Source organism: Flavobacterium gilvum, from assembly GCF_001761465.1.
Classification (GTDB): Bacteria; Bacteroidota; Bacteroidia; order Flavobacteriales; family Flavobacteriaceae; genus Flavobacterium; species Flavobacterium gilvum.
In genome coordinates this window covers 329,893-354,080 of the sequence record NZ_CP017479.1, presented here as the reverse complement: position 1 = coordinate 354,080, position 24,188 = coordinate 329,893, and the positions used below count along the sequence as shown (strand labels likewise).

At 38.5% G+C, this 24,188-nt stretch carries 12 protein-coding genes; all 12 read left to right on the top strand.

The features are described from left to right. Nucleotides 1-46: 46 nt before the first annotated feature. Nucleotides 47-1,060 carry a zinc-binding alcohol dehydrogenase family protein gene (locus tag EM308_RS01520; RefSeq protein WP_035640436.1) on the top strand — a complete coding sequence of 338 codons (1,014 nt, stop codon included), beginning with the start codon at nucleotides 47-49 and terminating at the stop codon, nucleotides 1,058-1,060. An 18-nt stretch (nucleotides 1,061-1,078) separates the two neighbouring features. After that, on the top strand, nucleotides 1,079-1,879 hold the full coding sequence (locus EM308_RS01515; protein ID WP_035640434.1) for an SDR family oxidoreductase: 801 nt from the start codon (nucleotides 1,079-1,081) through the stop codon (nucleotides 1,877-1,879). Nucleotides 1,880-2,435: 556 nt separating this feature from the next. Further along, the gene (locus EM308_RS01505; RefSeq protein ID WP_070261768.1) at nucleotides 2,436-4,562 is read left to right on the top strand and encodes a bifunctional aldolase/short-chain dehydrogenase; all 2,127 of its coding nucleotides are present in this window, start codon (nucleotides 2,436-2,438) and stop codon (nucleotides 4,560-4,562) included. Nucleotides 4,563-4,945: 383 nt separating this feature from the next. Beyond that, entirely contained in the window at nucleotides 4,946-7,447 is a 2,502-nt protein-coding gene (locus EM308_RS01495) for an L-rhamnose mutarotase (protein WP_035638855.1), read from the top strand. A gap of 140 nt (nucleotides 7,448-7,587) precedes the next feature. Beyond that, nucleotides 7,588-8,652 (top strand): Gfo/Idh/MocA family protein, encoded by a 1,065-nt coding sequence (locus EM308_RS01490; RefSeq protein ID WP_035638859.1) that lies wholly within the window; start codon nucleotides 7,588-7,590, stop codon nucleotides 8,650-8,652. Further along, a complete protein-coding gene (locus EM308_RS01485; RefSeq protein ID WP_035638862.1) occupies nucleotides 8,649-10,229 on the top strand; it encodes a sodium:solute symporter in 1,581 nt (526 codons plus the stop codon). The genes EM308_RS01490 and EM308_RS01485 overlap by 4 nt, the downstream gene beginning before the upstream one ends. A gap of 4 nt (nucleotides 10,230-10,233) precedes the next feature. Then, nucleotides 10,234-12,414 (top strand): alpha-L-rhamnosidase-related protein, encoded by a 2,181-nt coding sequence (locus EM308_RS01480; protein ID WP_035638864.1) that lies wholly within the window; start codon nucleotides 10,234-10,236, stop codon nucleotides 12,412-12,414. Between the two features lie 160 nt (nucleotides 12,415-12,574). After that, nucleotides 12,575-14,254 carry a hypothetical protein gene (locus EM308_RS01475; RefSeq protein ID WP_035638872.1) on the top strand — a complete coding sequence of 560 codons (1,680 nt, stop codon included), beginning with the start codon at nucleotides 12,575-12,577 and terminating at the stop codon, nucleotides 14,252-14,254. A gap of 153 nt (nucleotides 14,255-14,407) precedes the next feature. Next, nucleotides 14,408-15,535 (top strand): glycoside hydrolase family protein, encoded by a 1,128-nt coding sequence (locus EM308_RS01470; RefSeq protein WP_035638875.1) that lies wholly within the window; start codon nucleotides 14,408-14,410, stop codon nucleotides 15,533-15,535. A 143-nt stretch (nucleotides 15,536-15,678) separates the two neighbouring features. Next, the gene (locus EM308_RS01465; protein ID WP_035638866.1) at nucleotides 15,679-18,990 is read left to right on the top strand and encodes a glycoside hydrolase family 2 TIM barrel-domain containing protein; all 3,312 of its coding nucleotides are present in this window, start codon (nucleotides 15,679-15,681) and stop codon (nucleotides 18,988-18,990) included. A 146-nt stretch (nucleotides 18,991-19,136) separates the two neighbouring features. Further along, nucleotides 19,137-22,574 (top strand): glycosyl hydrolase, encoded by a 3,438-nt coding sequence (locus tag EM308_RS01460; RefSeq protein WP_081907326.1) that lies wholly within the window; start codon nucleotides 19,137-19,139, stop codon nucleotides 22,572-22,574. Between the two features lie 150 nt (nucleotides 22,575-22,724). Further along, nucleotides 22,725-24,158: a sialate O-acetylesterase gene (locus EM308_RS01455; RefSeq protein WP_035638868.1), complete on the top strand. Its 1,434-nt coding sequence runs from the start codon at nucleotides 22,725-22,727 to the stop codon at nucleotides 24,156-24,158. Nucleotides 24,159-24,188 lie beyond the last annotated feature (30 nt).

The window sequence follows — 24,188 nt, the reverse complement described above, 5'->3', positions numbered from 1 at the left end:
ATCTTAGAGTCTTAGCATCTAAAATAATAACTAAAAAAATACAGTGATGAAATTTATTGTGTGTGAAAAGCCTCATGAGTTTTTATTAAAAGAAAAACCCATGCCGGAGCCAAAAGAAGGCGAGGTTTTATTAAAAATTAAAAGAATTGGTGTTTGTGGAACCGATATTCATGCTTACGGAGGAACTCAGCCGTATTTTGAATACCCGAGAGTTTTGGGTCACGAGCTTGCTGCCGAATATATAAAAGGAAATGCCAAAGGTTTTCAGCCGGGCGATAAAGTGACTTTTATTCCTTATTTTAATTGTGGTACGTGTGTGGCTTGCCGAAACGGATTGACGAATTGTTGTGCCAATATAAAAGTGTTTGGTGTACATATTGATGGTGGAATGGCCGAGTATATTACAATCCCTGAACAGTATTTATTGCATGGTCAAGGTTTGGATTATGACGAACTCGCTTTGGTTGAACCGCTTGCAATTGCTGCACACGGTGTTCGTAGAGCTGCTGTAACTTCTACTGATACCGTTTTGGTAATGGGAGCTGGACCAATTGGAATTGGACTAATTCAGTTTGCCAAAATTGCCGGAGCCAAAGTAATCGTGATGGATATTAACGATTACCGATTAGGTTTTTGTAAAAATGAATTAAATGCCGACGAAACCATAAATCCGCTTAACGAAGATGTAGCCCAAAGACTTGCTGAAATCACTAACGGAGATATGGCTAATGTGGTTATTGATGCGACAGGAAACCAAAAAGTGATGAACAGTGCTTTCAACTACATTTCACACGGCGGCCGATTTGTTTTGGTGGGACTTCAAAAAGGGGAATTGAGTTTCAGTCATCCCGATTTTCATAAAAGAGAATCTACTTTGATGAGTAGCCGAAATGCGACCATCGAGGATTTTGAATATGTGATGAAATGTCTAAAATCCGGAAAAATCGATCCGAAGAAATACATCACCCACAGAGCTGATTTTACGGAGATGATTAATGAATTTGACAGTTGGATTGATCCAAAGAATAATGTAATCAAAGCGTTGATAGAATTAAATTAAGCTTGAAATAATAAGACTATGGATTTAAGATTAAAAGGCAAAGTTGTAGCCGTTTCTGGTTCTGCAGGAAAAGAAGGAAGCATTGGGGAAACAATTATCAAGCGATTGGCTGATGAAGGGGCTATTCCTGCACTTGTGGATAGAAACAGCAGAGGATTTGGTTATGTAGAAGAACTTCAAAAAAGAGGCGTCGATGCATTGTTTGTTCAGACTGATGTGACCAGTCCTGAAGCCATGGAAAATGCCGTAAATAAGATTGTTGAAAAATACGGAAGAATCGATGCTGTCATCAATAATGTTGGTGTAAACGACGGAGCTGGTTTGGAGTCAAGTTATGAGGAATTCATGAATTCGTTGAAACTAAACGTGGTTAGTTATTTTTTATTGGCAAAATATGCGCTTCCTCATTTGAAAAAATCAAAAGGAAACATTCTTAATATAGGTTCCAAAGTGGCTTTGACCGGACAAGGCGGGACATCAGGTTACGCTGCCGCAAAAGGTGGAGTGCTTGGGTTAACCAGAGAATGGGCAGTCGATTTGATTCAGTACGGAATTCGTTCCAATGCCATCATTATTGCAGAAAGTTACACTCCGGCATACGAAGATTGGATTAAAACTTTATCAGATGGTGAAGAAGTTTTGAAAAAAATCAATAAAAGTATTCCGTTTGAAGGCAGAATGACAAAGACTGAAGAAATTGCAGACACGGCTTTGTTTATTATTTCCGAACGTTCTTCGCACACTACAGGACAATTTGTTTTTGTTGATGGCGGATATGTGCATTTGGATCGAGCTTTAATCAATGACGTAAATCAATAAATTATAAAACGCTAGAGGATTATATTTCACAATTGCCAACTCAAGAACAAGATAAGATTCGGTATAAAAATGCCGCAACTTTTTATAATCTCGATTTATAAAATGAAATAAAGTGAAAATCCCAAAATAGTGGATTAAAGGAATTGCTTCCGGGAGTTTTTTATTTGAAAAAGGGTATTCAAATAAAAAGCTCCCGGAAGTTTTTTTTGTATAGGGTTTTATGGTTAATATAGTTATTAAAGGTTTCTCTTGATTATTTTTTTCGCACTTTTTTCGGAATTTAATGGGGTGATTCTCTGGTTTAATGATTGATGTGGTAGTTAAAAACAAATTCTTTTGTTAAAATGGCTTTTGAGAAAGGACAGTGCAGGACAGTTATATCTTCTCTATTCTCTTATTTTACAATCTGAAATGATTATTCAAACTGTTCAGAAACTGAAATTATTAAACAATTAATATGGATAATCTGGGAATCGGCTTAATCATGTTGTCGATAGTCTTGGTAGGAATTGGAAACTCATTATAATAGACATAAAAAACGATTTCAAATATAGATATGGAAAAAACGACTTTTCAACATGTAAGCTACCTTTGGGATGAAGCAAAAGCCGCGTCGTTGGCTGGAGATGAAGTAGCTCTTTTTATTTACCGCTCCAATTTATTGGGGGCTGATTTAAGATTAACAAACTACGGAGGCGGAAATACTTCGGTAAAAATAACAGACAAGGATCCGTTGACTGGATCCGATTCAGAAGTAATGTGGATCAAAGGTTCGGGAGGAGATATCGGGACTTTGACCAAATCGGGTTGTGCCGCACTTTATTTGGAGCGTTTGCGCAATCTGGAAAACGTGTACAGAGGAATTGAGTTTGAGGACGAAATGGTAGAGTTGTTCAATCACTGTATTTTTGATTTGGCTTCCAAAGCTCCGTCAATCGACACGCCATTGCACGGTTTTTTGCCTTTCAAACACATCGACCACCTGCATCCGGATGCGGCCATTGCTATTGCAGCGGCCAAAGACGGAAAGAAAATCACCGAAGAACTGTTCAATGGAGAAATCGGCTGGGTAGGCTGGCAGCGTCCAGGCTTTGACTTGGGACTTCAGCTAAGAGCCTGTCTGGAAGAAGCAGCGAAAAACGGAAAAAAATTAAGAGGAATCATGCTGGGCTCCCACGGATTGTTTACTTGGGGAGACACAGCCTATGAAAGCTACATTAACACGCTTGAAGTAATCGAAAAGTGTGCCGAATACTTGGAGAGCAACTACGGAAAAACGCGACCTGTTTTTGGTGGACAAAAAATAGAAAGTCTTACTGAGGCTGACCGAAAACTGAAAGCGGCCAAAGTAGCTCCTATTTTGAGAGGTTTCTGCTCATCGGAACGTCAAATGATCGGTCATTATACCGATGATGCGAGAGTTTTGGAATTCATCAATTCAAACGACCTTTCAAAACTGGCTCCATTGGGAACTTCTTGTCCGGATCACTTTTTGAGAACCAAAATCAGCCCGTTGGTACTGGAGTTGGATCCAAACGAAGATTTGTCGGACGTAGCGGCGGTAAAAGCCAAACTGGCTCCGGCCTTTGAAGCCTACCGTGCAATGTACAAAGACTATTACAACACCTGCAAAAAATCGAACTCACCGGCCATGCGTGACCCGAATCCGGTGGTGATTTTATACCCGGGAGTGGGAATGTTCACTTTTGCAAAAGACAAAACAATGGCCAGATTGGCATCGGAATATTATGTCAATGCGGTGAATGTGATGAAAGGAGCCGAAGCGGTTTCGGAGTACACTTCATTGCCGCATCAGGAAGCTTTCGACATCGAATATTGGTTGTTGGAAGAAGCCAAACTGCAGCGTATGCCAAAACCGAAAGCCCTCTCGGGAAGAATCGCTTTGGTGACAGGCTCAGGAGGCGGAATCGGAAAAGCCATTGCCAAGAAATTTGCTGAGGAAGGTGCCTGTGTTATCCTGAATGATATCGACGCGGAGCGTTTGCAGGGAACTTTTGAAGAATTCATCAAAAAATTCGGAAAGGATGCCGTAGCCAGCACTTTGTTGAATGTTACCGATACTGATAGCACGGTAAATGCATTGGATAATGCGAGCCTTGCATTTGGAGGCGTAGATATCCTGGTGAACAACGCCGGAATCAGTATTTCCAAATCGATAGCCGAGCATACTCTGGAAGAATGGGACAGACTGTATGATATTTTGGTAAAAGGACAATTTATTGTTTCCAAAGCCGGAATCGAAGTAATGCGCAAACAGGGCTTTGGTGGAGATATTGTAAACATCGTTTCGAAAAACGCGGTAGTTGCAGGACCAAACAATCCAGGTTACGGATCGGCCAAAGCAGCTCAGGCACACCTTACGCGTTTGATGGCAGCTGAATTGGGAGCGGACAAAATCCGTGTGAACACGGTAAATCCGGATGCAGTAATCTCGGATTCGAATATCTGGTCTGGAGGATGGGCCGAGGGACGCGCCAAAGCGTATGGCATCACGGTGGCAGAATTGCCGGCCTATTACGCCAAACGCACTTTATTGAATGAAATTATATTGCCGGATGACATTGCAAATGCTTGTTTTGCTTTCGTAGGCGGCCTGTTGGGTAAATCAACAGGAAATGCCTTGAATGTAGACGGCGGCGTGGCCATGGGCTTTTACAGATAATAGTATAATTAGGTTTTGGTTAAACAAAGTGGTTTTTGTTATAACGCTCGGCATTGCCGGGCGTTTTTTTTTTTTTAGTTAAAAACAAATGAGTTTTTTGTTAATGAAAAATATGAATTTAATTCATTTTGAAGTTTTTTGTTAAATTTTTTTGAGTCCCAAATGGAATAGGTAAAATTATTCTGATTCATAGTTTTGTTAAAAAAAAAGTTTAATGTGTAAAAATAACACTTATTTTTATAAAGAGCAGGTGGGTACAGGATGCTTTTGCTTTTCGCTTGCTTTAAATTGGTACGATATTTGAAATATTCCGCTAATTTTGAGTGTGATTTTTTCGGCAATTTAATTGATTTGCTACTTTTTTAACATAAAAAAAGAATAGAATGTTTTTGAAAAAACTGAATAGGATAGTTGTGATTTTTCTGATGGTGGTTACTTTTTTTTCGGCAAATGCAGCCGAAATTTGGGTTTCACCTCAGGGAAAAGATAGTAATACAGGAACAAAATTGAGTCCGTTGGCAACGGTACACATGGCAATCCGAAAAGCCAGAGAATTGCGTCGCTTGAAAGACTCATCTGTACAAGGAGGAATTCGTATTATCGTGATGGACGGAACCTATTATTTAAACGAACCTTTGTTTGTAAGACCAGAAGATTCTGGAACATCCGAAAGTCCTACCACGATTGAAGCCGATATAAATGCAAAACCCATTTTGAGCGGTGGATTTCAAATCAAAAATTGGAAAAAATCAACAACTCCTATCAATGGCTTAAAAGCGGGATTGGTTTGGGTAGCCGATGCTCCAGAGAAAGCAGGCGAAATTATCAATTACCGCCAATTATGGGTAAACGACAAAAAAGCTGTCAGAGCCAAAAGTACTTCTGGGAGCAAAATGGATCGTATTTTGTCTTGGGATTCGTCTACAGAAACCTGCTGGATTCCTTTCAAAGATAAGTCGGTTAAGTTCGAACCGGGAATGGAAATGTTCATTGTGCAATGGTGGTCTGTGGCCAATCTTCGAATCAAAAATATTGAAATCAAAAAAGACAGTGCCCGACTTTCATTTGAACAACCCGAAAGCCGAATCCAAAGCGAACATCCTTGGCCTGCTCCTTGGATATCCAAAAATAACGGAAATTCAGCCTTTTATTTAAACAACGGAATTTCAATGCTGAATGAGCCTGGAGAATGGTATTTGGACAAGAAAAAATCCAAAATCTATTATATTCCAAGGGCAGGAGAAAATATGAATTCGGCTAAAGTAATGGTTCCGGTTTTAGAAAATTTAGTTGAGGTTAAAGGCACATTGGATACACCTGTGAGTTATTTTAATTTCAAAGGAATATCGTTTCAATACAGCAATTGGCTTCGTCCGTCTCAGCAAGGACACGTTCCGTTGCAGGCCGGGATGTATTTATTGGATGCCTATAAATTAAAAATTCCAGGAACACCAAATCAGGATAATCTGGAAAATCAAGGCTGGGTTGGAAGACCGAGAGCAGCCGTTGAGGTAAATTATGCCAACAATAATCAATTTGAGAGTTGCACCTTTGAGCATTTATCTTCGACAGGATTGGACTTTCATAAAGGAACCAATCACAATACCATTAAAGGAAATTTATTCAAAGACATTGGAGGAACTGCCATCAATCTTGGCGTTTTCTCCGAAGAGCCTTTTGAAGCGCATTTGCCTTATACGGTGAAAGATGAAAGGGTAGTTTGTTCAGACGAATTGGTTGCCGATAATTTAATTACCAATGTTGCCAATGAAGATTGGGGATGTTTGGGAATTGCAGCTGGTTTCATAAAGAATCTTACTATTGAACACAACGAAATCTCGGATATTCCGTATAGCGGAATTTCGGTTGGATGGGGTTGGACACATACTGCCAATGTGATGCGAAATAATAAAATTTTGGCTAACAAAATTCATCATTATGCCAAACATTTACATGATGTGGCCGGAATTTACACATTATCCTCACAGCCAGACAGCCGAATGGAAGAAAATTATATCGACAAGGTGTATAACAGTCCTTATGCACACGATCCGTTCCTGTGGCTGTATTTATACACCGATGAAGGGACACAGGGTTACACTATTCAAAACAACTGGATTCCAATTCAGAAAACGCTCAAAAATCACAATGGTCCTGCAGGAAATGTGTGGAAAGATAACTATGCATTTGTGGATCCAAAAATCAAAGAGAACGCAGGAATTCGTGCGCCTTACAGCAATTTAAAGAAAGAGGTTGTTATCGACGAAGCTTGGGGATTGCAGGAAATGCCTAAACCTGTGGCAGTTGAAATTATAGGGAATGATTTGGATTTGGAAAAAATAAAATCGACTGTAAAGGGATTCCGAATTGTAGGGGAAGAATATTATAAATGGAAAAATCATTTGGTTATTTATGGATTAATGAACCAACCGGAAAGAACAAAACGTAAACTGGCTTTGGCTTTTCCCGCATTGGAAATAAAAATTTACGAAAATCCAATATATAACTTTCAGAATTTTGAAAGATGTAAAGATGCAAAAACCGTATCCGAGTGGGAGAATATTGTTTTGACAGCCAACTTGGTTTCCGATGAAAAAATGCAAAAAGAATATGTTGATTATCATGCTACTCAATTTGAAAAGTGGCCGGAAATAGCCAAAGGATTCTGCAATGCTGATTTCCAGCAATTACAGGTTTTTAAGTATGGAAGACAATTAATATTGATAATCAGTATTCCGAAAGGAGAAAGTCTGGATAAATTGAATCCAAAAACAACCGAAAACAATCCGCGTGTAAAAGATTGGAACGAACTGATGAAAAAATATCAAACCGGAATCGAAGGCGCCAAACCCGATGAAACCTGGATATTTTTGAATAAAATATAGATTTTAGAATGTAGATTAAGGATTTTAGAATTAAGATTTTGTGTCGATTAATAAAACATCTTTTTTTAGTGATTTTCACATCTGCAATCAAAAATCGTTAATCGAATATCATCAATCAAAAATAAATAAAATATAGAGCAATGTTAAAAATAGCTATTCTTGGACTTGGAGAAGGACGAAGTACGATGTCAGCCGCTATAGAAAGCTCAAAATTAGAGCTTGTAAAAATATGCGACAGAAATGAGGATTTGTGTAAGCAAAGAGCAAAGGAGTTTGATTTTCATTCTTATACCACCAATTACGATGATTTATTAAATGATAATTCAATAGATATAATTGCGATTTATACACCGGATCATTTGCATGCGCAACATGTAAAGCAGGCATTATTGCACGGAAAACATGTGGTTTGTACCAAACCTTTCATTGATGATCTTTCGGATGCCAAAGAACTATTGGAACTGAGCAAAACAACAGGAAAAAAAGTATTTATTGGTCAAAGTTCCCGTTTTTTTGAACCGGCAAAAAGACAAAGAGCCGATTTTGAAGCTGGATTAATAGGTGATTTAATTACAATTGAAGCACAATATCATGCTGACCATCGTTGGTTTTTGAAAAAAGAATGGTCTTTGCTACAATCTTTCAAATGGTTGTACGGAGGTTTGAGCCATCCTGTAGATTTTATCAGATGGTATTTGCCAAATATTGAGGAAGTGATGGGCTACGGAATGATTAGCAGTAATGGAAAATCAGCCGGATTAAAAAATGAGGATACCATGCATTTTATCTTCAAAGCAACTGACGGAAGAATTGCCCGAGTGAGTGGTGTTTATACTTCACCAACACAACCGGCACAACGCGACAGCGGAATGAGCACTATTTTAAGAGCAACTGAAGGCGCCAGCCAAGCCGATTATCATGAGTTACGATATGCTGTTACAGACAAAACCGGAGAAGAAAAAGTAATCACTTGGGGTGACAGCACGATAAAATATTATTTCCGTTTTGAAGGACAAAGTCATCATGGCGGAGAATATCAAAATTATCTTGAATATTTTGTCGATAGTATCGAGCAGGGTTTTACCGCTTATCCAGATATGGAAGAAGGCATCGGAACTGTAGCTTTATTGCAGGCGATGGATAAATCGTTACAAACCGGAATGCCTATTAAAATTGCTGATGTCCTTAACGAATACGGATTATGAATAGCATCTACGATAAATTAACGACTTTAGATTTTATCATTGTTGCTGTTTATTTGGTGACCTTATTGGTTATTGGTTATATAGTGAGCGTAAAGCAAAGCAAGAAGAACGAGACTCTTTTTATGGCAGGAAACTCACTTAACTGGTACAATATCGGGTTCAATATGTGGGGGACAAATGTTGGTCCTTCCTCCTTATTGGCGTTTGCCAGTATTGGTTATGCAACGGGAATCGTAGCCGGAAATTTTGAGTGGTATGCTTTCGTGTTTTTATTGTTGTTGGCCATCGTTTTTGCACCGCGATACATTGCCAGCAAGGTAAGCACGATGCCCGAATATATGGGAAAACGATATGGCGACAGCACCCAGAATATTTTGGCCTGGTACGCCATGGTGAAAATTTTGGTGAGTTGGTTGTCGTTGGGATTGTTTAGCGGAGGGGTTTTGGTACGTCAGATTTTAGGAATCCCAATGTGGCAAAGTGTTACTGTTTTAGTGATTTTTTCGGGGATTTTTACTTTTGCCGGAGGCTTGAAAGCTATTGCCAAAGTAAATGTTTTTCAGATGATTTTATTGATTGTCGTTTCGCTGACTCTTTCGTATTTGGGATTGCAAAAAGTAGGCGGAATAGATGTTTTAATTTCAAAAACGCCTTCCAATTTCTGGAATTTAGTTCGGCCTTCAGACGATGCAAGTTATCCATGGCCTGCCATTTTATTGGGATATCCGGTTGCGGCAGTAGCATTTTTCTGTACCGATCAATCGATGGTTCAGAGTGTTTTGGGCGCCAAAAATCTGGAACAGGGACAATTGGGAGTCAACTTTATAGGCTGGCTGAAAGTTATGGCTTTACCTCTGTTTATTTTGCCGGGAATTCTGTGTTCGGTTTTATTTCCGGAATTGGGTAAAAACTCGGATTTGGCCTATATGACCATGGTGACAAATTTATTTCCAAGCGGAATGAACGGGTTGGTAATTTGTGTGATGATTGCCGTTTTGGTGGGAACAATTGGTTCTTCTTTGAATGCGTTGAGTACGGTTTTTACAAATGATATTTATGTAAAAAAAATCAATCCGACAGCATCGATTAAAGAACAAATAAAAATTGGACGTATTACTGTTGCTGCGGGATGTTTGTTTGCCATACTTATTGCAGTTGCGATTGACAATATCAAAGGGCAAAATTTATTTAATATTTTTCAGGCGGTTTTGGGCTTTTTGGCACCATCATTGTCTGTTGTTTTTTTGTTGAGTATTTTTTGGAAACGTACGACAAAAAAAGCTGTAAATGGTATATTGTCTTGGGGTTCAGCCTTTAGCTTATTCATCGGGATTCTGTATTTATGGATTTTTCCTGCCGATGTTTACAAAATTTGGCCTCACTTTTTGTTGATATCCTTTTACATTTTTGTAGTTTTAATGATTGCGGCGATTGCCATTTCATTAATTGATAAAAATCCGGAAACTAATTTTGTTAGTGAAACCGATGTTCCAAAAACCAGTAAACGAGTGAAGGTATTATTCGTTTTGTTGGGATTGGTAATTTTGAGTTTATATCTCATTTTTAATTTTAATTAATTATATGAATTCATCTTCTACTTTGTTTCAAAAAATTAAGATGCTGGTTGGCATTTGTGCTTTTCTGTTTATGACCGAAAGTGCTTTGGCCCAAACCTGGATTTGGTATCCTGGAGATTTCGAAGTTTGGTTAAGCAATAAAATGCAGGTAAGACGTACAGAACGTGAAGCGGTTTTTCCACCGCTTTGGCAATATTACAGTCCTTATGCCTTGGTAACTTTTCAAACAGAAGTAGATATTCCAAAACCAGACGAGGTAAAAATCTACGCAGAAGGATCTTTTCAATTACTATTGGACGGTGTTCAAGTTTACGGACAACCAAAATCAATAATAATTCCTGCGGGAAAACACAAAATTTCATTTAAAGTTTATAATCAAGAAGTGTTGCCAGCTATTTATATTGCAGGTAAATATGTTAAATCTGATGCATCTTGGAAGGTGACCAATGAAGATAAACTTTGGATTGATGAAACCGGAAAAGCACAACAATCAGGAACACCATGGGTGCCTGTTGGTTCTTGGAATTTTGATTCACCAGAGAACAAACCTTCTGGATTTAAACTAACAACCAAACCCTGGAATGCAAAAAAAACAGAAAAAGTAGGAGCTGGTGAGTTGGTGGATTTTGGCAAAGAAACTTTTGGTTACATTAAAATTCACGGTTTAAAAGGAAAAGGTAAAGTAGCACTTTATTATGGTGAATCTCGTGAGGAAGCACTGGATACTGCCAAATGCGAAACATTAGACCACTTATCTTTTGATGGAAAACAGTCCGAAACATACACACATGATGGATCGAAAGCATTCCGCTATGTGCGAGTACAAGCAGATGCAACGGTAAAATATGATTCTATTTCGATGCTTTATGAATATTTGCCATTAGACTATCGTGGTGCATTTAAATCTTCAGATCAACAATTGAATAAAATTTGGGATGTGTCGGCTTACACTATGCATTTAACGTCTCGCGAATTTTTTATAGATGGGATTAAGCGCGACCGTTGGGTTTGGTCAGGCGACGCTTATCAAAGTTATTTAATGAATTATTATTTATTCTTTGATTCGGCTTCTGTTGAACGAACGCTGTTGGCGCTTCGTGGTAAAGAACCTGTGACGGCTCATATTAATATCATAATGGATTATTCGCTGTATTGGTTTGTTGGAGTTTATGATTATTATTTACACACGGGCGATACGAAATTTATCAAAACTTTTTATCCGCGAATGAAATCACTTATGGATTTCTGTTTAAAAAGAAGAAACACAAACGGATTCCTTGAACCATTAGAAGGTGATTGGGTTTTTATTGATTGGGCTGACGGATTACCCAAAACGGGCGAGGTTAGTTTTGAACAAATGCTTCTAGCGAGAAGTTTGGAAGCGATGGCTGTTAGTGCTGAAATTGCAGGTGAAAAGGAAGACCAAAAACAGTATCAAAAATTAGCTGTTGATTTAAAAACAAAATTATTTGATGTGTTTTGGGATAAAAAACAAAACGTCATGAAGCACCAACGCATTGACGGTAAAATGCAAGATATTGTAACTAGATACGCTAATATGTTCGGTATTTTCTTTAATTATTTTACTGAAGAACAAAAGCAAAGCATTAAAAATAAGGTGTTGCTCAATAATGATATTCTTAAAATCACAACACCGTATATGCGTTTTTATGAGTTGGAAGCCTTGTGTGCGATGGGCGAGCAATCTTATGTTCTGAAAGAAATGAAAGACTATTGGGGAGGAATGTTAAAAGAAGGCGCTACTTCTTTTTGGGAAGAATATAATCCAAACAAAAAGGGAGCAGAACATTTAGCGATGTATGGACGCCCTTATGGGAAAAGCCTTTGCCACGCCTGGGGTTCAAGCCCAATTTATTTGCTTGGAAAATATTATTTGGGCGTAAAACCAACAGCTCCGGGTTATGCTGAATACGAAATCAAACCGAATTTGGGTGGATTGGAATGGATGGAAGGTAAAGTGCCTACGCCAAAAGGAGAAGTAGCTTTACGTGTGAGCAAGTCTGAAATAAAAGTAAAAGCATCTGAAGGAGAAGGAAAATTGATTTTCGAAAGTCAAAATAAACCAAAATCAAGTTCAGGAACAATTACCCAATTGGCAAAAAATAAATACCAATTGGTTGTAAAACCAAATGTGGAATATAAAGTGAGTTATAAAGGGATTTAAGTCCTTAGTGATTAGTTCTTAGTTTGTAAACGTCCAGTCTGTCATTTCGAGGAACGAGGAATCACACGCGTAACCACAAAGATTGTCGATTATGATTGCGGAATTTCTAGTGTGATTTCTCCCTTCGGTCGAAATGACAAAAGTAAAAAATAAAAAACCAATGTTTTTAAATAACACAAAATACAATTCGTTTCTAAGAAAAGTTTTTTTACTAATGTTCTTAGTGTGCTTTCAATTTTCTGTTTTGGCGCAAAACCAAACTTGGAAACCTGCTTCTTTTGAAGTCCTAAAATCAAATTACAAAACCTTCAAAACATCACAATATGCACATGTTTTTTCGGGAAGTAAACATAATATTGTTCGATTGGCGACGGAATTGCAAGGATTGACAGGTGTAGAACTTCCTTTGGAACAATATAAAAAAGGAACAAATGGGCCAATAAAATTAAAATTCAATGAATCTGTTCAGGTTTTGGTTGGCATTTTTCAGGAAAACAATTCAGAATATCTTCCGGCAGATAAACTTCCAAATGCAAAATTAATTCTTGAAAAAGGCGTGACAATTACAGGTTTGCCTTCGGTAAATGTATATGCGATTTCTTTTTCAAAAGGGACACAAATCATAAATCCCGGCAAAGGATTATTCGTCATTTTGGGAGTGGTAAAAAGCAGTCAGAAATTGGAATTTAGAAATGCAGAATTCCCTGATGGGAAATTGTGGAATCCAACTTTTATAGTTGAAGGATTTTCGGATGAGAAACCGCTTTTCGAAATTATCGGCGGAGAAAATAAACCCGTTATCGATCAAGGAATGTCAGGAACTGAAGAAATTCAGGGAGGTTTTGAAGGGGGCCGCGTGGTGAAAGTTGGCGATACTTATCATATGTTTCCAACCGAAAGAGCTGGCGAAAAAGGAGTGGAAATGTATTATGACCGAGTGAAAACTAAAATTGGGCATTGGACAAGTAAAGATGCAATTCACTGGAAACGAGAATCGACTATTTACCAAGCAAGCGGAGTTTATGCCATCACCGAAGATGACAATCCGATGAACGATCGTCGTTCTGCAATTTGGTCGTATATGCCGGTTTTCAACGAAAAAGCAAACAAATGGTACGGCTATTATTTGGCTTACACGGTTCACAAAGAAATCGAACCGAACCATTCTTTTGGTAGAATCTGGCGTTGCGAATCAACTGTAGATGGAATCAACGGAATTGGCGGACCTTATAAAGATGTGGGAATCATTATGGAACCAGGCTTGGATTCACAGCCATGGGAAGGACGTCAGGGAGTGGCTTCTTTTTTTCCATATAAAGTTGGCGATAAATATTTTGGTTTTTACAGCGGTGCTTTTCCATTTGCTTCTTGGGCAGATTATCCGAAGAAATCCGGGAAAGGCTGGTTTGTAGCTTTGGCAGAATCAAATAGTCTGGAAGGCCCTTGGAAGCGATTAAATAGAGGTTTAGAACCTATAAAAACGATACATCCGCAATTTGTAGAAAACCCGATTGTGAGTCAGTTGCCAAATGGTTTGTATATCGCCATTTTTGATGGAGGCCCTGACGGTTGGGGGCATCATTTGCCAAATATGATTGGATATACGCTTTCAAAAGACGGAATTAATTGGGGAGAAGCGCACTATCTGCCAATAGAAACTAAGGTTAATAAATGGTGGGACATTATGCGAACGCCATTGTGTTTAATTCCTGAAGGAAATGATGTTTATACAATCGTATATAATGCCATTGATCTCAAAAAAAGGTTTCATCCTACCGGAATGGTAAAAGTAAAATTGAACAAAGATGTAATGGAATCTCGATTGAAAGAGTTGAAATAGAGTCAAGAAGCAAGAACCAAGATTATAGAGAATAGAATATAGATAAAAAATTTTGCGGCTCTGCGACTTTGCGAGATTATTTCGCCAGCTTAGATTCACAAAGATTTAAAAAAACTTAGTGCCTTCGTGCCTTCGTGGCTAAAACAAAAAGAAATGAAAATTAAATACTTAATTATTACCATTACTGCCCTTTTCATAGCGAGTTGTGCAACCACTAAATTTAAAAAGCGTGACATTACAGATGCTGTAATGAACGAGATTTACAACGAGGTAAAAACGCCATACAAATACGGTTTGGTAATGGTGCCAACGGACAACTCATATAAAATGGATTGCCCATCGGTTTTTAGAAAAGACAATAAATGGTTTATGACCTATCTGATTTATGATGGAAGAGGTTACGAAACTTGGTTAGCAGAAAGCAATGATTTATTACATTGGAAACATCTTGGAAAAGTAATGTCTTTTTCTACCGATGAAACCCATTGGGATGTCAACCAAAAAGCAGGATACATTTCCTTGCAGGACTATACTTGGGACGGAAGCTACGAATGGAAAAAATATGATGACAAATATTGGATGAGTTATTTTGGTGGAAATACAAAAGGTTACGAAGCGGGGATTTTGTCAATTGGGATGGCATATACTAAAGAATCACCAACAAAGCCGCATGAATTTGAGCGTTTACCAAAACCTATTTTAACGCCAAAAGATGCCGATGTGAGTTTTTGGGATAATAGTACCATGTACAAAAACTCGGTTATCGAAGACAAAGAACGCATTACTGGCAGTAAATTTATCATGTATTACAATGCTCGTGGCGATAGTTTGAAACCGGCAAAGGGAGCCGAACGTATCGGAATGGCGGTTTCTAACGACATGGTTCACTGGAAACGCTACGGCAAAAAAGCCTTATTGAATCACCACAAAGGAATTACGGGCGATGCTTTTATTCAGCGAATTAATGATACTTGGGTGATGTTCTATTTTGGAGCTTTTTGGACGGGCTGGGATCAAGGTGCATTCAACCGTTTTGCGGTTTCAAATGATTTGGTGAATTGGAAAGAGTGGAAAGGGGATAATTTAATAGAATCATCAGAACCTTATGACGACAAGTTCGCTCATAAGTCATTTGTGGTAAAACACAACGGCGTGGTGTATCATTTTTATTGCGCGGTGAACAAAGCCGATCAACGCGGAATTGCAGTTGCCACATCAAGAGACATTGGTAAAAGCAGTCTGAATTTTGTGGCTCCGCCGGAGAAGGTTAAAAAGAATTAAGTAGTAAGACAGAGTTTGTCATTCCGACGAAGGAGGACACGAGCGATAGCGAACTGGCGAAGCAATCACCACTATGTGAGCAACCAACGAAGATTCCTCTTTCGTCGGAATGACAAAAAAAGTAAAAAATAAAATACAAATAAATGTTTAAGTCAATTCATATTTATCATCTTTCAAAGTTTCGATTTTCGATAGTATTTTTCTTGTTTAGCATTTGCGTCAGCCAGGCGCAATCTGTGACTGGAGAACCTGCGGGCGTTCCCGAATTGCATAAAAAGTATGAATTTGCGCCTTGGGAAGATCCAACGGTAACGAGTATAAATAGACAACCATCACGAGCAACTGCATATTCATACACCAATATTGAAGATGCCTTAAAGGGAGACCGAACTAAGAGCCGAATCCAAATGCTAAACGGCGATTGGAACTTCAAATATGCGGTAAATCTCAAAGAAGCGTCTAAAGATTTTTATAAAACAAATGTATCAGGATGGGACAAAATCGAAGTGCCTTCCAATTGGGAAATGAAAGGTTATGACAACCCTATTTATAAAAGTGCCGTTTATCCTTTCAGACCAATAAATCCTCCTTATATCCCGAAAGATTATAACGGAATAGGTTCGTATCAACGCAGTTTTACAGTTCCTGCAAACTGGAAAGATATGACCGTTACGCTGCATTTTGGCGGAGTAAGTTCTGGTTTTCAGGTTTGGTTGAATGGTGAATTTTTGGGTTATGGAGAGGATAGTTGTTTGCCGTCAGAATTTGATATTACGCCTTATTTAAAAGAAGGAGAAAATGTAGTTTCGGTACAGGTGATCCGTTGGGCAGACGGTTCGTATCTGGAAGATCAGGACCATTGGCGCGTGAGCGGAATCCAACGCGAAGTTTTTATTATGGCAGAGCCAAAACTACGCATTCAGGATTTCTTTGTTCAAACCAAATTAGACAAAGAATACAAAGACGCGATTTTTAAACTACGCCCAAAAGTTGAAAATCTGACAGGAGAAAAAATCAAAGGTTATACGTTTAACGTTCAATTGTACGATGACAATAATGTGGCGATGTTCAAAGAACCGCTGAAAAGACCTGTTATAGATTTAATCAACGAAAGTTATCCCCGTTTGGATAATGTTCGTTTTGGATTTTTTCAGGAAACGATAAAAAACCCCAAGAAATGGAGTTCCGAAGAACCTAATTTGTACACTTTAGTTGTTTCGATAAAAGATAAAAATGGGAACATTACCGAAGCCAAAAGTTGTAAAGTAGGTTTTCGTTCGATTGAATTCTCTAAAGAGAACGGCAAAATGCTCATCAACGGAAAAGAAACTCATGTGTATGGTGTAAACCGTCACGATCATAATCCTACAAGAGGAAAAGCGGTTACAAGAGAAGATATCAAACAAGATATTACGACGATTAAAAAGTTTAATTTCAACTTTATACGTACAAGCCATTATCCAAATGATCCTTATTTTTATGAATTATGTGATCAGTATGGAATCATGGTAATGGACGAAGCCAATCAGGAAACACACGGAATTGGCGGGAAATTAAGCAATGATCCGCTTTGGACAAATGCCTATATGGAACGAATGACCCGAATGGTAGAAAGAGATAAAAATCATCCATCAGTCGTGATGTGGAGTTTGGGTAATGAAGGTGGAAAAGGACCGAACCACGCTGCAATGTCGGGTTGGGTTCATGATTTTGATATCACGCGTCCGGTACATTATGAACCGGCGCAGGGAAATGCAAAATTAGACGGTTACATCGATCCGCTTGATCCAAGATATCCAAAAACCATTGATCACGCTTATCGTTACGAGAATCCGCAGGATGACTCGTATGTCGATATGGTCAGCCGTTTTTATCCAGGTGTTTTTACTCCGAAATTTTTAGTGGATCAAAAGAAAGATACGCGACCAATTATTTTTGTGGAATACTCACACGCAATGGGAAATTCGGTTGGAAATTTAAAAGAATTATGGGATGAATTCCGCTCGCTTCCAAGAGTTATTGGCGGTTGTATTTGGGAATTTAAAGATCAGGGATTGGTAAAATTCGATTCAAGATCAGGTCAGCAATATTTTGCGCATGGCGGTGATTTTGGCGAAAAATACCATGACGGAAATTTCAATACGAAAGGTCTTGTCGATTCCAACGGAAAACCAAAAGGGTCGATTTTTGAAAATAAATGGGTATATCAGCCAGCAACTTCGACTTTGAAAGACGGTAATCAATTGGAAATTAAAAACCGTCAAGCCGTTAAATCATTAGAGGGATATATTCCGGTCATAAAAATTCTGGAAAACGGAAATGTAATCAAAACGCAGGTTTTAAAACCGTTTAATTTGGAAGCAGGACAATCGACAACTTTGAATGTTAACCCGTATTTACCAAAAATGAAATCGGATGCCGAGTATATTTTAAATATCGAATTTCAGCTTTCAAAAGAGGAGCTTTGGGCTTCAAAAGGTTATGTTGTTGCCGAAGATCAATTTTTGCTGAAAAAGAAAGAAGCGGTTTCATTGGTTTCCAAAAAAGAAAATCTAAATGTTGCCGAAACCGATGCTGATTTTAAAATAAAAGGAAAAACTTTTGATATCACAATCGGTAAAACAAACGGAGCGTTGACTTCGTATGTTTTCAATGGCGAAGAACAGGTTTTTGCTCCTTTGCTTCCAAATTTCGTACGACCACTTACCGATAATGATAAACGAGGTTGGAAACCACAAAAAAACATGAAACAATGGTATCGGGCAAAACCAAAACTGACGAATATCAAAATGGACAAATCAGCTTCTGAAATTAAAATCACTAGCGATTATGAAATTATAAAAGATAGTGCCAATGTTAGCGTGGTGTACAACATCAAGCAAGACGGAACCATAAAAGTGGATTACAGTTTAAAAGCTTCCAATAAATTACCAAACATTCCGAAAATTGGTATGCAAATGGGCGTTCAAAGAAAGTTTGATCAAATTTCGTGGTACGGAAAAGGAGAATTGGAAAATTACAGCGACCGAAGTTTTGGTTCGTTTGTTGGGAAATATTCGTTGTCAATTAATGACTTTGTAGAGCATTACGTAAAACCACAAGAAAACGGAAATCGATGCGATGTAAGATGGATGGCTTTGACAACACCTCAAAAAAATAAAGGGTTTCTGGTTGTCAACGATAACAAAGTTTTAAGCATGAGTGCGTGGCCGTATACACAGGAAAATTTGGCCGCTGCGGTTCATACTTTTGACCTAAAAGACCCCGGATTTTTGACGGTAAATATTGATTTAATCCAAATGGGAGTGGGAGGAAATGACAGTTGGACATCGGTTTCGCAACCATTGGAAAAATACCAAATTAAATCGGGGGATTATCAGTATAGTTTTTATTTGGTTCCATTTTTTGGTTCAAAAGAGGAACTGGAAAACAGTTTGAAGAAGTTTAAGTATTAACGATCCTAGCAGGTTTCCAAAACCTGTTAGGTATAATTGAGTATAGTTTGTCATTCCGACGGAGGAGGAATCTCCATAACGTGAGCAACCAACTGAGATTCCTCCTTCGTCGGAATGACAAAGCAAACGGATAAACAATAACAGAAATGCCTTGTAATAAACCATTTTTTCTTTTTAGAATAGATTTTCGACTTTCGATAGTCTTGTTTTTACTTCTTGCGGGACTCGTTTCCGCACAGGAAAACCCTAAAAAAGAAAATACATTTTTTCAGCCAACGATAGAATCCTCAAGACCTTGGGTGTATTGGTATTGGATGCAAAGTGCCTATTCCAAAGAAGGCATCACAGCCGATTTGGAAGCCATGAAGCGAGCCGGAATTGGAGGAGCTTATTTAATGACGATTAAAGGCCCTGCAAATCCGCCGTTGATCGATCCACCGGTATTGCAATTGAGTAAAGAATTTTGGCAACTTGTTCATTGGGCTTTGACCGAAGCCGACCGTGTGGGCGTAAAGATTGCCTTTCATCCCGCCGATGGTTTTGCCGTTGCCGGAGGGCCTTGGATTACGCCCGAAATGTCCATGCAAAAAGTCGTTTGGAAAGATACCGTTGTCAGCGGAAACAGTTTTAAAAACCTGAAATTAGCAGTTTCAAATCATTACAAAGATTATTATAAAGACATTGCAACTTTTGCGATTCCCGTAAAAGAAAGCTTTATTACTTCGGATAAAAAACGACCAAAAATAACATCAACTTTAGCCGATTTTGATGCTTCGTTTTTGAGTGATTCAAAAAAAGATGATCAGTTTCGATTGAAAGAAAAAGGGTGGATTCAATACGAATTTGAACAGCCATTTTTGTGTAAATCAATTCAAATAGAAACCAAAGGAAATAATTACCAAGCGCATCGTTTAATTGTTGAAGTTAGCGATGACGGCGTAAATTTTAGAAGCCTCGGAAGATTAACAACGACACGTCACGGTTGGCAGGATGTTGATGCATTTTATACACACAGTATTGTTCCGACAAAAGCAAAATATTTCCGTTTTGTTTACGATCCCGAAGGGTCTGAACCTGGAGCCGAAGACCTGGATCCTGCAAAATGGAATCAGGGATTGAAAGTGGCCAAAATCTATTTGTCCAATGAACCATTAATTGAAAATTATCAGGGAAAATCAGGTGCAATTTGGCGATTGAGTCCACAGATTACCGAAAAAGAAATCAGCAATTCCGATTGTGTTGATCCTTCAAAAATGGTCAACATTTCGAATTTTGTTGATGCAAATGGCGTTTTAAACTGGAAAGCTTCCGCTAAAGGAAATTGGAGAATCATCCGTTTTGGTTATACATCTACAGGTCATGAAAACGCTACCGGGGGCGCAGGAAAAGGATTGGAAGTAGACAAATTTAATACCGAAGCCATTCGTTTTCAGCTTGATCATTGGTATGGCGAGATGTTAAGAACTGCAGGCCCAGAATTGGCATCCAAAGTGGTGAAAATCCTCCATATGGACAGTTGGGAATGCGGAAGCCAAAACTGGTCGCCTGTTTTCAGAGCCGAATTTAAAAAACGCAGAGGCTACGATATTGTCGATTATTTGCCGGTTATGGCAGGGATTCCTGTGAAAAATATTCAAACGTCTGAAAAAGTTTTGTACGATGTCCGAAAAACTATTGCTGAATTGGTTGCTGATAATTTTTTTGGCACACTGAAAGATATTGCCAAAGAGTCTAATGTAAAATTCAGTTCCGAGAATGTGGCGCCAACAATGATGAGCGACGGACTTTTGCATTTTAAATATGTTGATTATCCAAGCGGCGAATTTTGGCTGAAAAGCCCAACACACGACAAACCAAATGATATGTTGGATGCCATTTCGGGCGGGCATATTTATGGAAAAGATATTATTCAGGCCGAAGCTTTTACGGCTTTGAAAATGGATTGGGACGAACAACCCGGAAATCTGAAAACTTTGGCGGATAGGAATTATGCGCTCGGAATCAACCGTTTTTTCTACCACGTTTTTGTTCATAATCCTTGGTTGCATAGAAAACCCGGTATGACTTTGGACGGGATTGGAACGTATTTTCAGCGTGACCAAACTTGGTGGGATTCGGGAAAAGCATGGTTTGATTATTGCCAAAGAGTGCAGTTGCAGTTGCAAAAAGGAAAACCGGTAATTGATTTGGCAGTTTTTATTGGCGAAGATTTGCCTTCCCGCTCGATGCTTCCGGATCGATTGGTGCCTTTTATTCCGAATGTTTTTGGGAAAGAAAGGATAGAAAGCGAGGCTATCCGATTGAAAAATGAAGGACAGCCAAGTGTCAAAATGCCCAAAGAAGTTTCTTCCTCAAAAAATTCAACCGATTTGTCAAAATGGATAAATGCGATGAACGGTTATCAATACGATTCATTCAACTCGGATGTTTTAATTAATCGTGCCAAAGTTGAGAACGGAAAAGTCACTTTTGGAGGAGGAATTCAATATGGAGCTTTACTGTTTCCGGGAAGTCACAAAATGGCTCCGAACAAAATGATTTCTTTGGCTTCCGCCGAAAAAATATTAGAGTTGTTAAAAGGCGGCGCAACCATTTTTGTTGATGAAAAACCAGATTTAGAACCCGGTTTGCAATCGGAGGAAGCGTATAAAAAATGGCAGAATGTTGTGAACGAAATTTGGATCAATTCCAATGCATCAACATGGAAAATAGGAAAAGGAACGGTTATTAAATTACCGTATTTGGAAAATGATTTTGCTTCAATCGGTATCACGCAAGACGTTTATTTTCCAAAATTAAACCGAGCCGAATCGGAAACTATTGCTTGGGCACACCGCAAATCAGAAACGGAAGATATTTATTTTATTTCGAATCAAAAACAAGAAAAAAGACAGTTCGAAGCTTCGTTTCGAATATCAGGAAAAATTCCGGTTTGGTACAATCCGGTGACGGAGATAACTTTGGCTTTGGCCAATTGGAAGATCGAAAACGGAAGAACAATTGTTGCGATAAATTTGGATGCAAACGAATCCGGTTTTGTGATTTTTAAAGAAGAAACAAAAGAAATTCTGGCAAGCGGAAAGCAAAAAGGTTTGGAATTTGAAACCGTTCAAACTTTGGATGAAAATTGGGAATTGCAATTCAATCCTGATTTTAAAGGACCCAAAGAACCCGTGAAAATCAATAAACTTTTCGATTTGAGCACTTCTGAGAACAATCAGATTAAATATTATTCGGGTACGGTTGTTTATAAAAAGGATTTTGTTTGGAAAGGAAAAGATGCCGATAAAATTTGGTTGGATTTGGGTGAAATTGCTAATATCGCCGAAATCAGTATCAATGGAAAAGACTGCGGAACGCTTTGGACTTTTCCTTATAAAGTTGATATTTCAAAGGCTTTGCAAAAAGGAAAAAATACGGTTGTTATTAAAATCACCAATACTTGGGCAAACCGATTAATTGGTGACCAAAAATTACCAAAAGAAGAAAAATTAATATGGACAAACGCCAGTTTCAGATTGGAAGGTGAACCGTTGTTGAAAGCGGGATTGTTGGGGCCAGTTACGATTGTAAAAGAGAAATAGATATAATGAATAGCGTCCAGCTTAAGCTGGAGATTTAGAGAGTAGATAAGAATTAGGCTTTAGCCAAAAAGTTAATTTGACTAAAGTCTGAGAAGATAATAGATTTTATAACCTCCAGCTAAAGCTGGAGGCAATTGAAAAACAAAAAATATGAGAAATTTTAGAAATGTTTTTATTGCCCTTTTTGTTGTTTTAGTAAGCTTCCAAACCAATGCCAAAATCAAATTGCCCGCATTGTTTACCGACAATATGATGCTACAGCAAAAATCAAATGCACCCATTTGGGGTTGGGCAGAAAAGAACTCGAATGTTACCGTAAAAACTTCTTGGGATGCTAAGATTTACAAAGTAAAAGCAGATGCTTCCGGTAAGTGGAGAACTGAATTGAAAACACCTTCATTTGGCGGGCCATTTATGATTGAAGTGGTTGAAGGAACTGAAAAAGTAATCATTAAAAATATATTAATAGGTGAGGTTTGGCTTTGTTCCGGTCAGTCGAATATGGAAATGCCTTTGAAAGGTTTTCCGGGACAGCCTGTGAGAAACGGCAACGAAATCATAGTTAAATCTACAAACAAAAACATCCGTTTGATAACGATTCCTCGAGCTACAGTTCTAGAACCCTTGGGTAATTTTGAAGGGAAATGGGAAGAAGCTTCGCCAAAATCGACAGCTAATTTCAGCGCAACGGCTTGGTATTTTGGGTCGCTTTTGCAGGAAGTGTTACAGGTTCCGGTGGGATTGATTCATGTGGCTTACGGCGGTTCGAGTATGGAAGCCTGGATGAATAGGGAAATGCTGAAAGATTTTACAAGTGCCAAGATTCCGACCACAAAAGAAGATTTGGCTAAAGACCCAAACCGTGTACCGACGACTTTGTTCAACGGAATGCTTTCGCCTGTGATTGGTTACGGAATAAAAGGTTGTATCTGGTACCAAGGCGAATCGAATTACGAAAGAGCTTCGGAATATACTGCTTTGATGAAAAAGATGGTCAGCAGTTGGAGAACTTTATGGAAACAAGGTGATTTCCCTTTTTATTATTGCCAAATCGCTCCGTTTAATTACAAACAATTTCACCTGAACGATTATGTTGAAAAATACAATTCGGCTTATATTAGAGAAGCGCAACTAAAAGCTACTAAAGAAATTCCGAATTCGGGAATGGCAGTTTTGATGGATATTGGCGAAGAAAATAATATTCATCCAATGGACAAGGAAAAAGGCGGAAACCGATTGGCTTTTCAGGCTTTGGCAAAAACCTACGGAATGGAAGGTTTTGAATTCGAAAGCCCAAAATACAAATCGATGGAAATAAAAGATAATTCGGTTACGGTTTCTTTTGATGAAGTGCCAAACGGAATTACCGCTTACGCAAAAGAGGTAACCGGTTTTGAAATCGCGGGAGAAGACAAAGTTTTTTATCCAGCCAAAGCCGAAGTCCGTAGAAAATCCGTGGTTTTGACTTCGGATAAAGTGGCAAAACCCGTTGCGGTTCGCTATTTATGGAAAGATTTTGCAAAAGCCGAATTGTTCAGTACGGGAGGTTTGCCGGTTTCGTCTTTCAGGACGGATGAATGGTAGTTAGTATAGAAATTTATAGATAAAGTTGTC

Bases quoted from the DNA above. Each gene is read 5' to 3' on its own strand.
- EM308_RS01505 (WP_070261768.1), top strand. From the start codon at position 2,436: ATGGAAAAAACGACTTTTCAACATGTAAGCTACCTTTGGGATGAAGCA.
- EM308_RS01520 (WP_035640436.1), top strand. From the start codon at position 47: ATGAAATTTATTGTGTGTGAAAAGCCTCATGAGTTTTTATTAAAAGAA.
- EM308_RS01495 (WP_035638855.1), top strand. From the start codon at position 4,946: ATGTTTTTGAAAAAACTGAATAGGATAGTTGTGATTTTTCTGATGGTG.
- EM308_RS01475 (WP_035638872.1), top strand. From the start codon at position 12,575: ATGTTTTTAAATAACACAAAATACAATTCGTTTCTAAGAAAAGTTTTT.
- EM308_RS01490 (WP_035638859.1), top strand. From the start codon at position 7,588: ATGTTAAAAATAGCTATTCTTGGACTTGGAGAAGGACGAAGTACGATG.
- EM308_RS01465 (WP_035638866.1), top strand. From the start codon at position 15,679: ATGTTTAAGTCAATTCATATTTATCATCTTTCAAAGTTTCGATTTTCG.
- EM308_RS01460 (WP_081907326.1), top strand. From the start codon at position 19,137: ATGCCTTGTAATAAACCATTTTTTCTTTTTAGAATAGATTTTCGACTT.
- EM308_RS01515 (WP_035640434.1), top strand. From the start codon at position 1,079: ATGGATTTAAGATTAAAAGGCAAAGTTGTAGCCGTTTCTGGTTCTGCA.
- EM308_RS01455 (WP_035638868.1), top strand. From the start codon at position 22,725: ATGAGAAATTTTAGAAATGTTTTTATTGCCCTTTTTGTTGTTTTAGTA.
- EM308_RS01470 (WP_035638875.1), top strand. From the start codon at position 14,408: ATGAAAATTAAATACTTAATTATTACCATTACTGCCCTTTTCATAGCG.
- EM308_RS01480 (WP_035638864.1), top strand. From the start codon at position 10,234: ATGAATTCATCTTCTACTTTGTTTCAAAAAATTAAGATGCTGGTTGGC.
- EM308_RS01485 (WP_035638862.1), top strand. From the start codon at position 8,649: ATGAATAGCATCTACGATAAATTAACGACTTTAGATTTTATCATTGTT.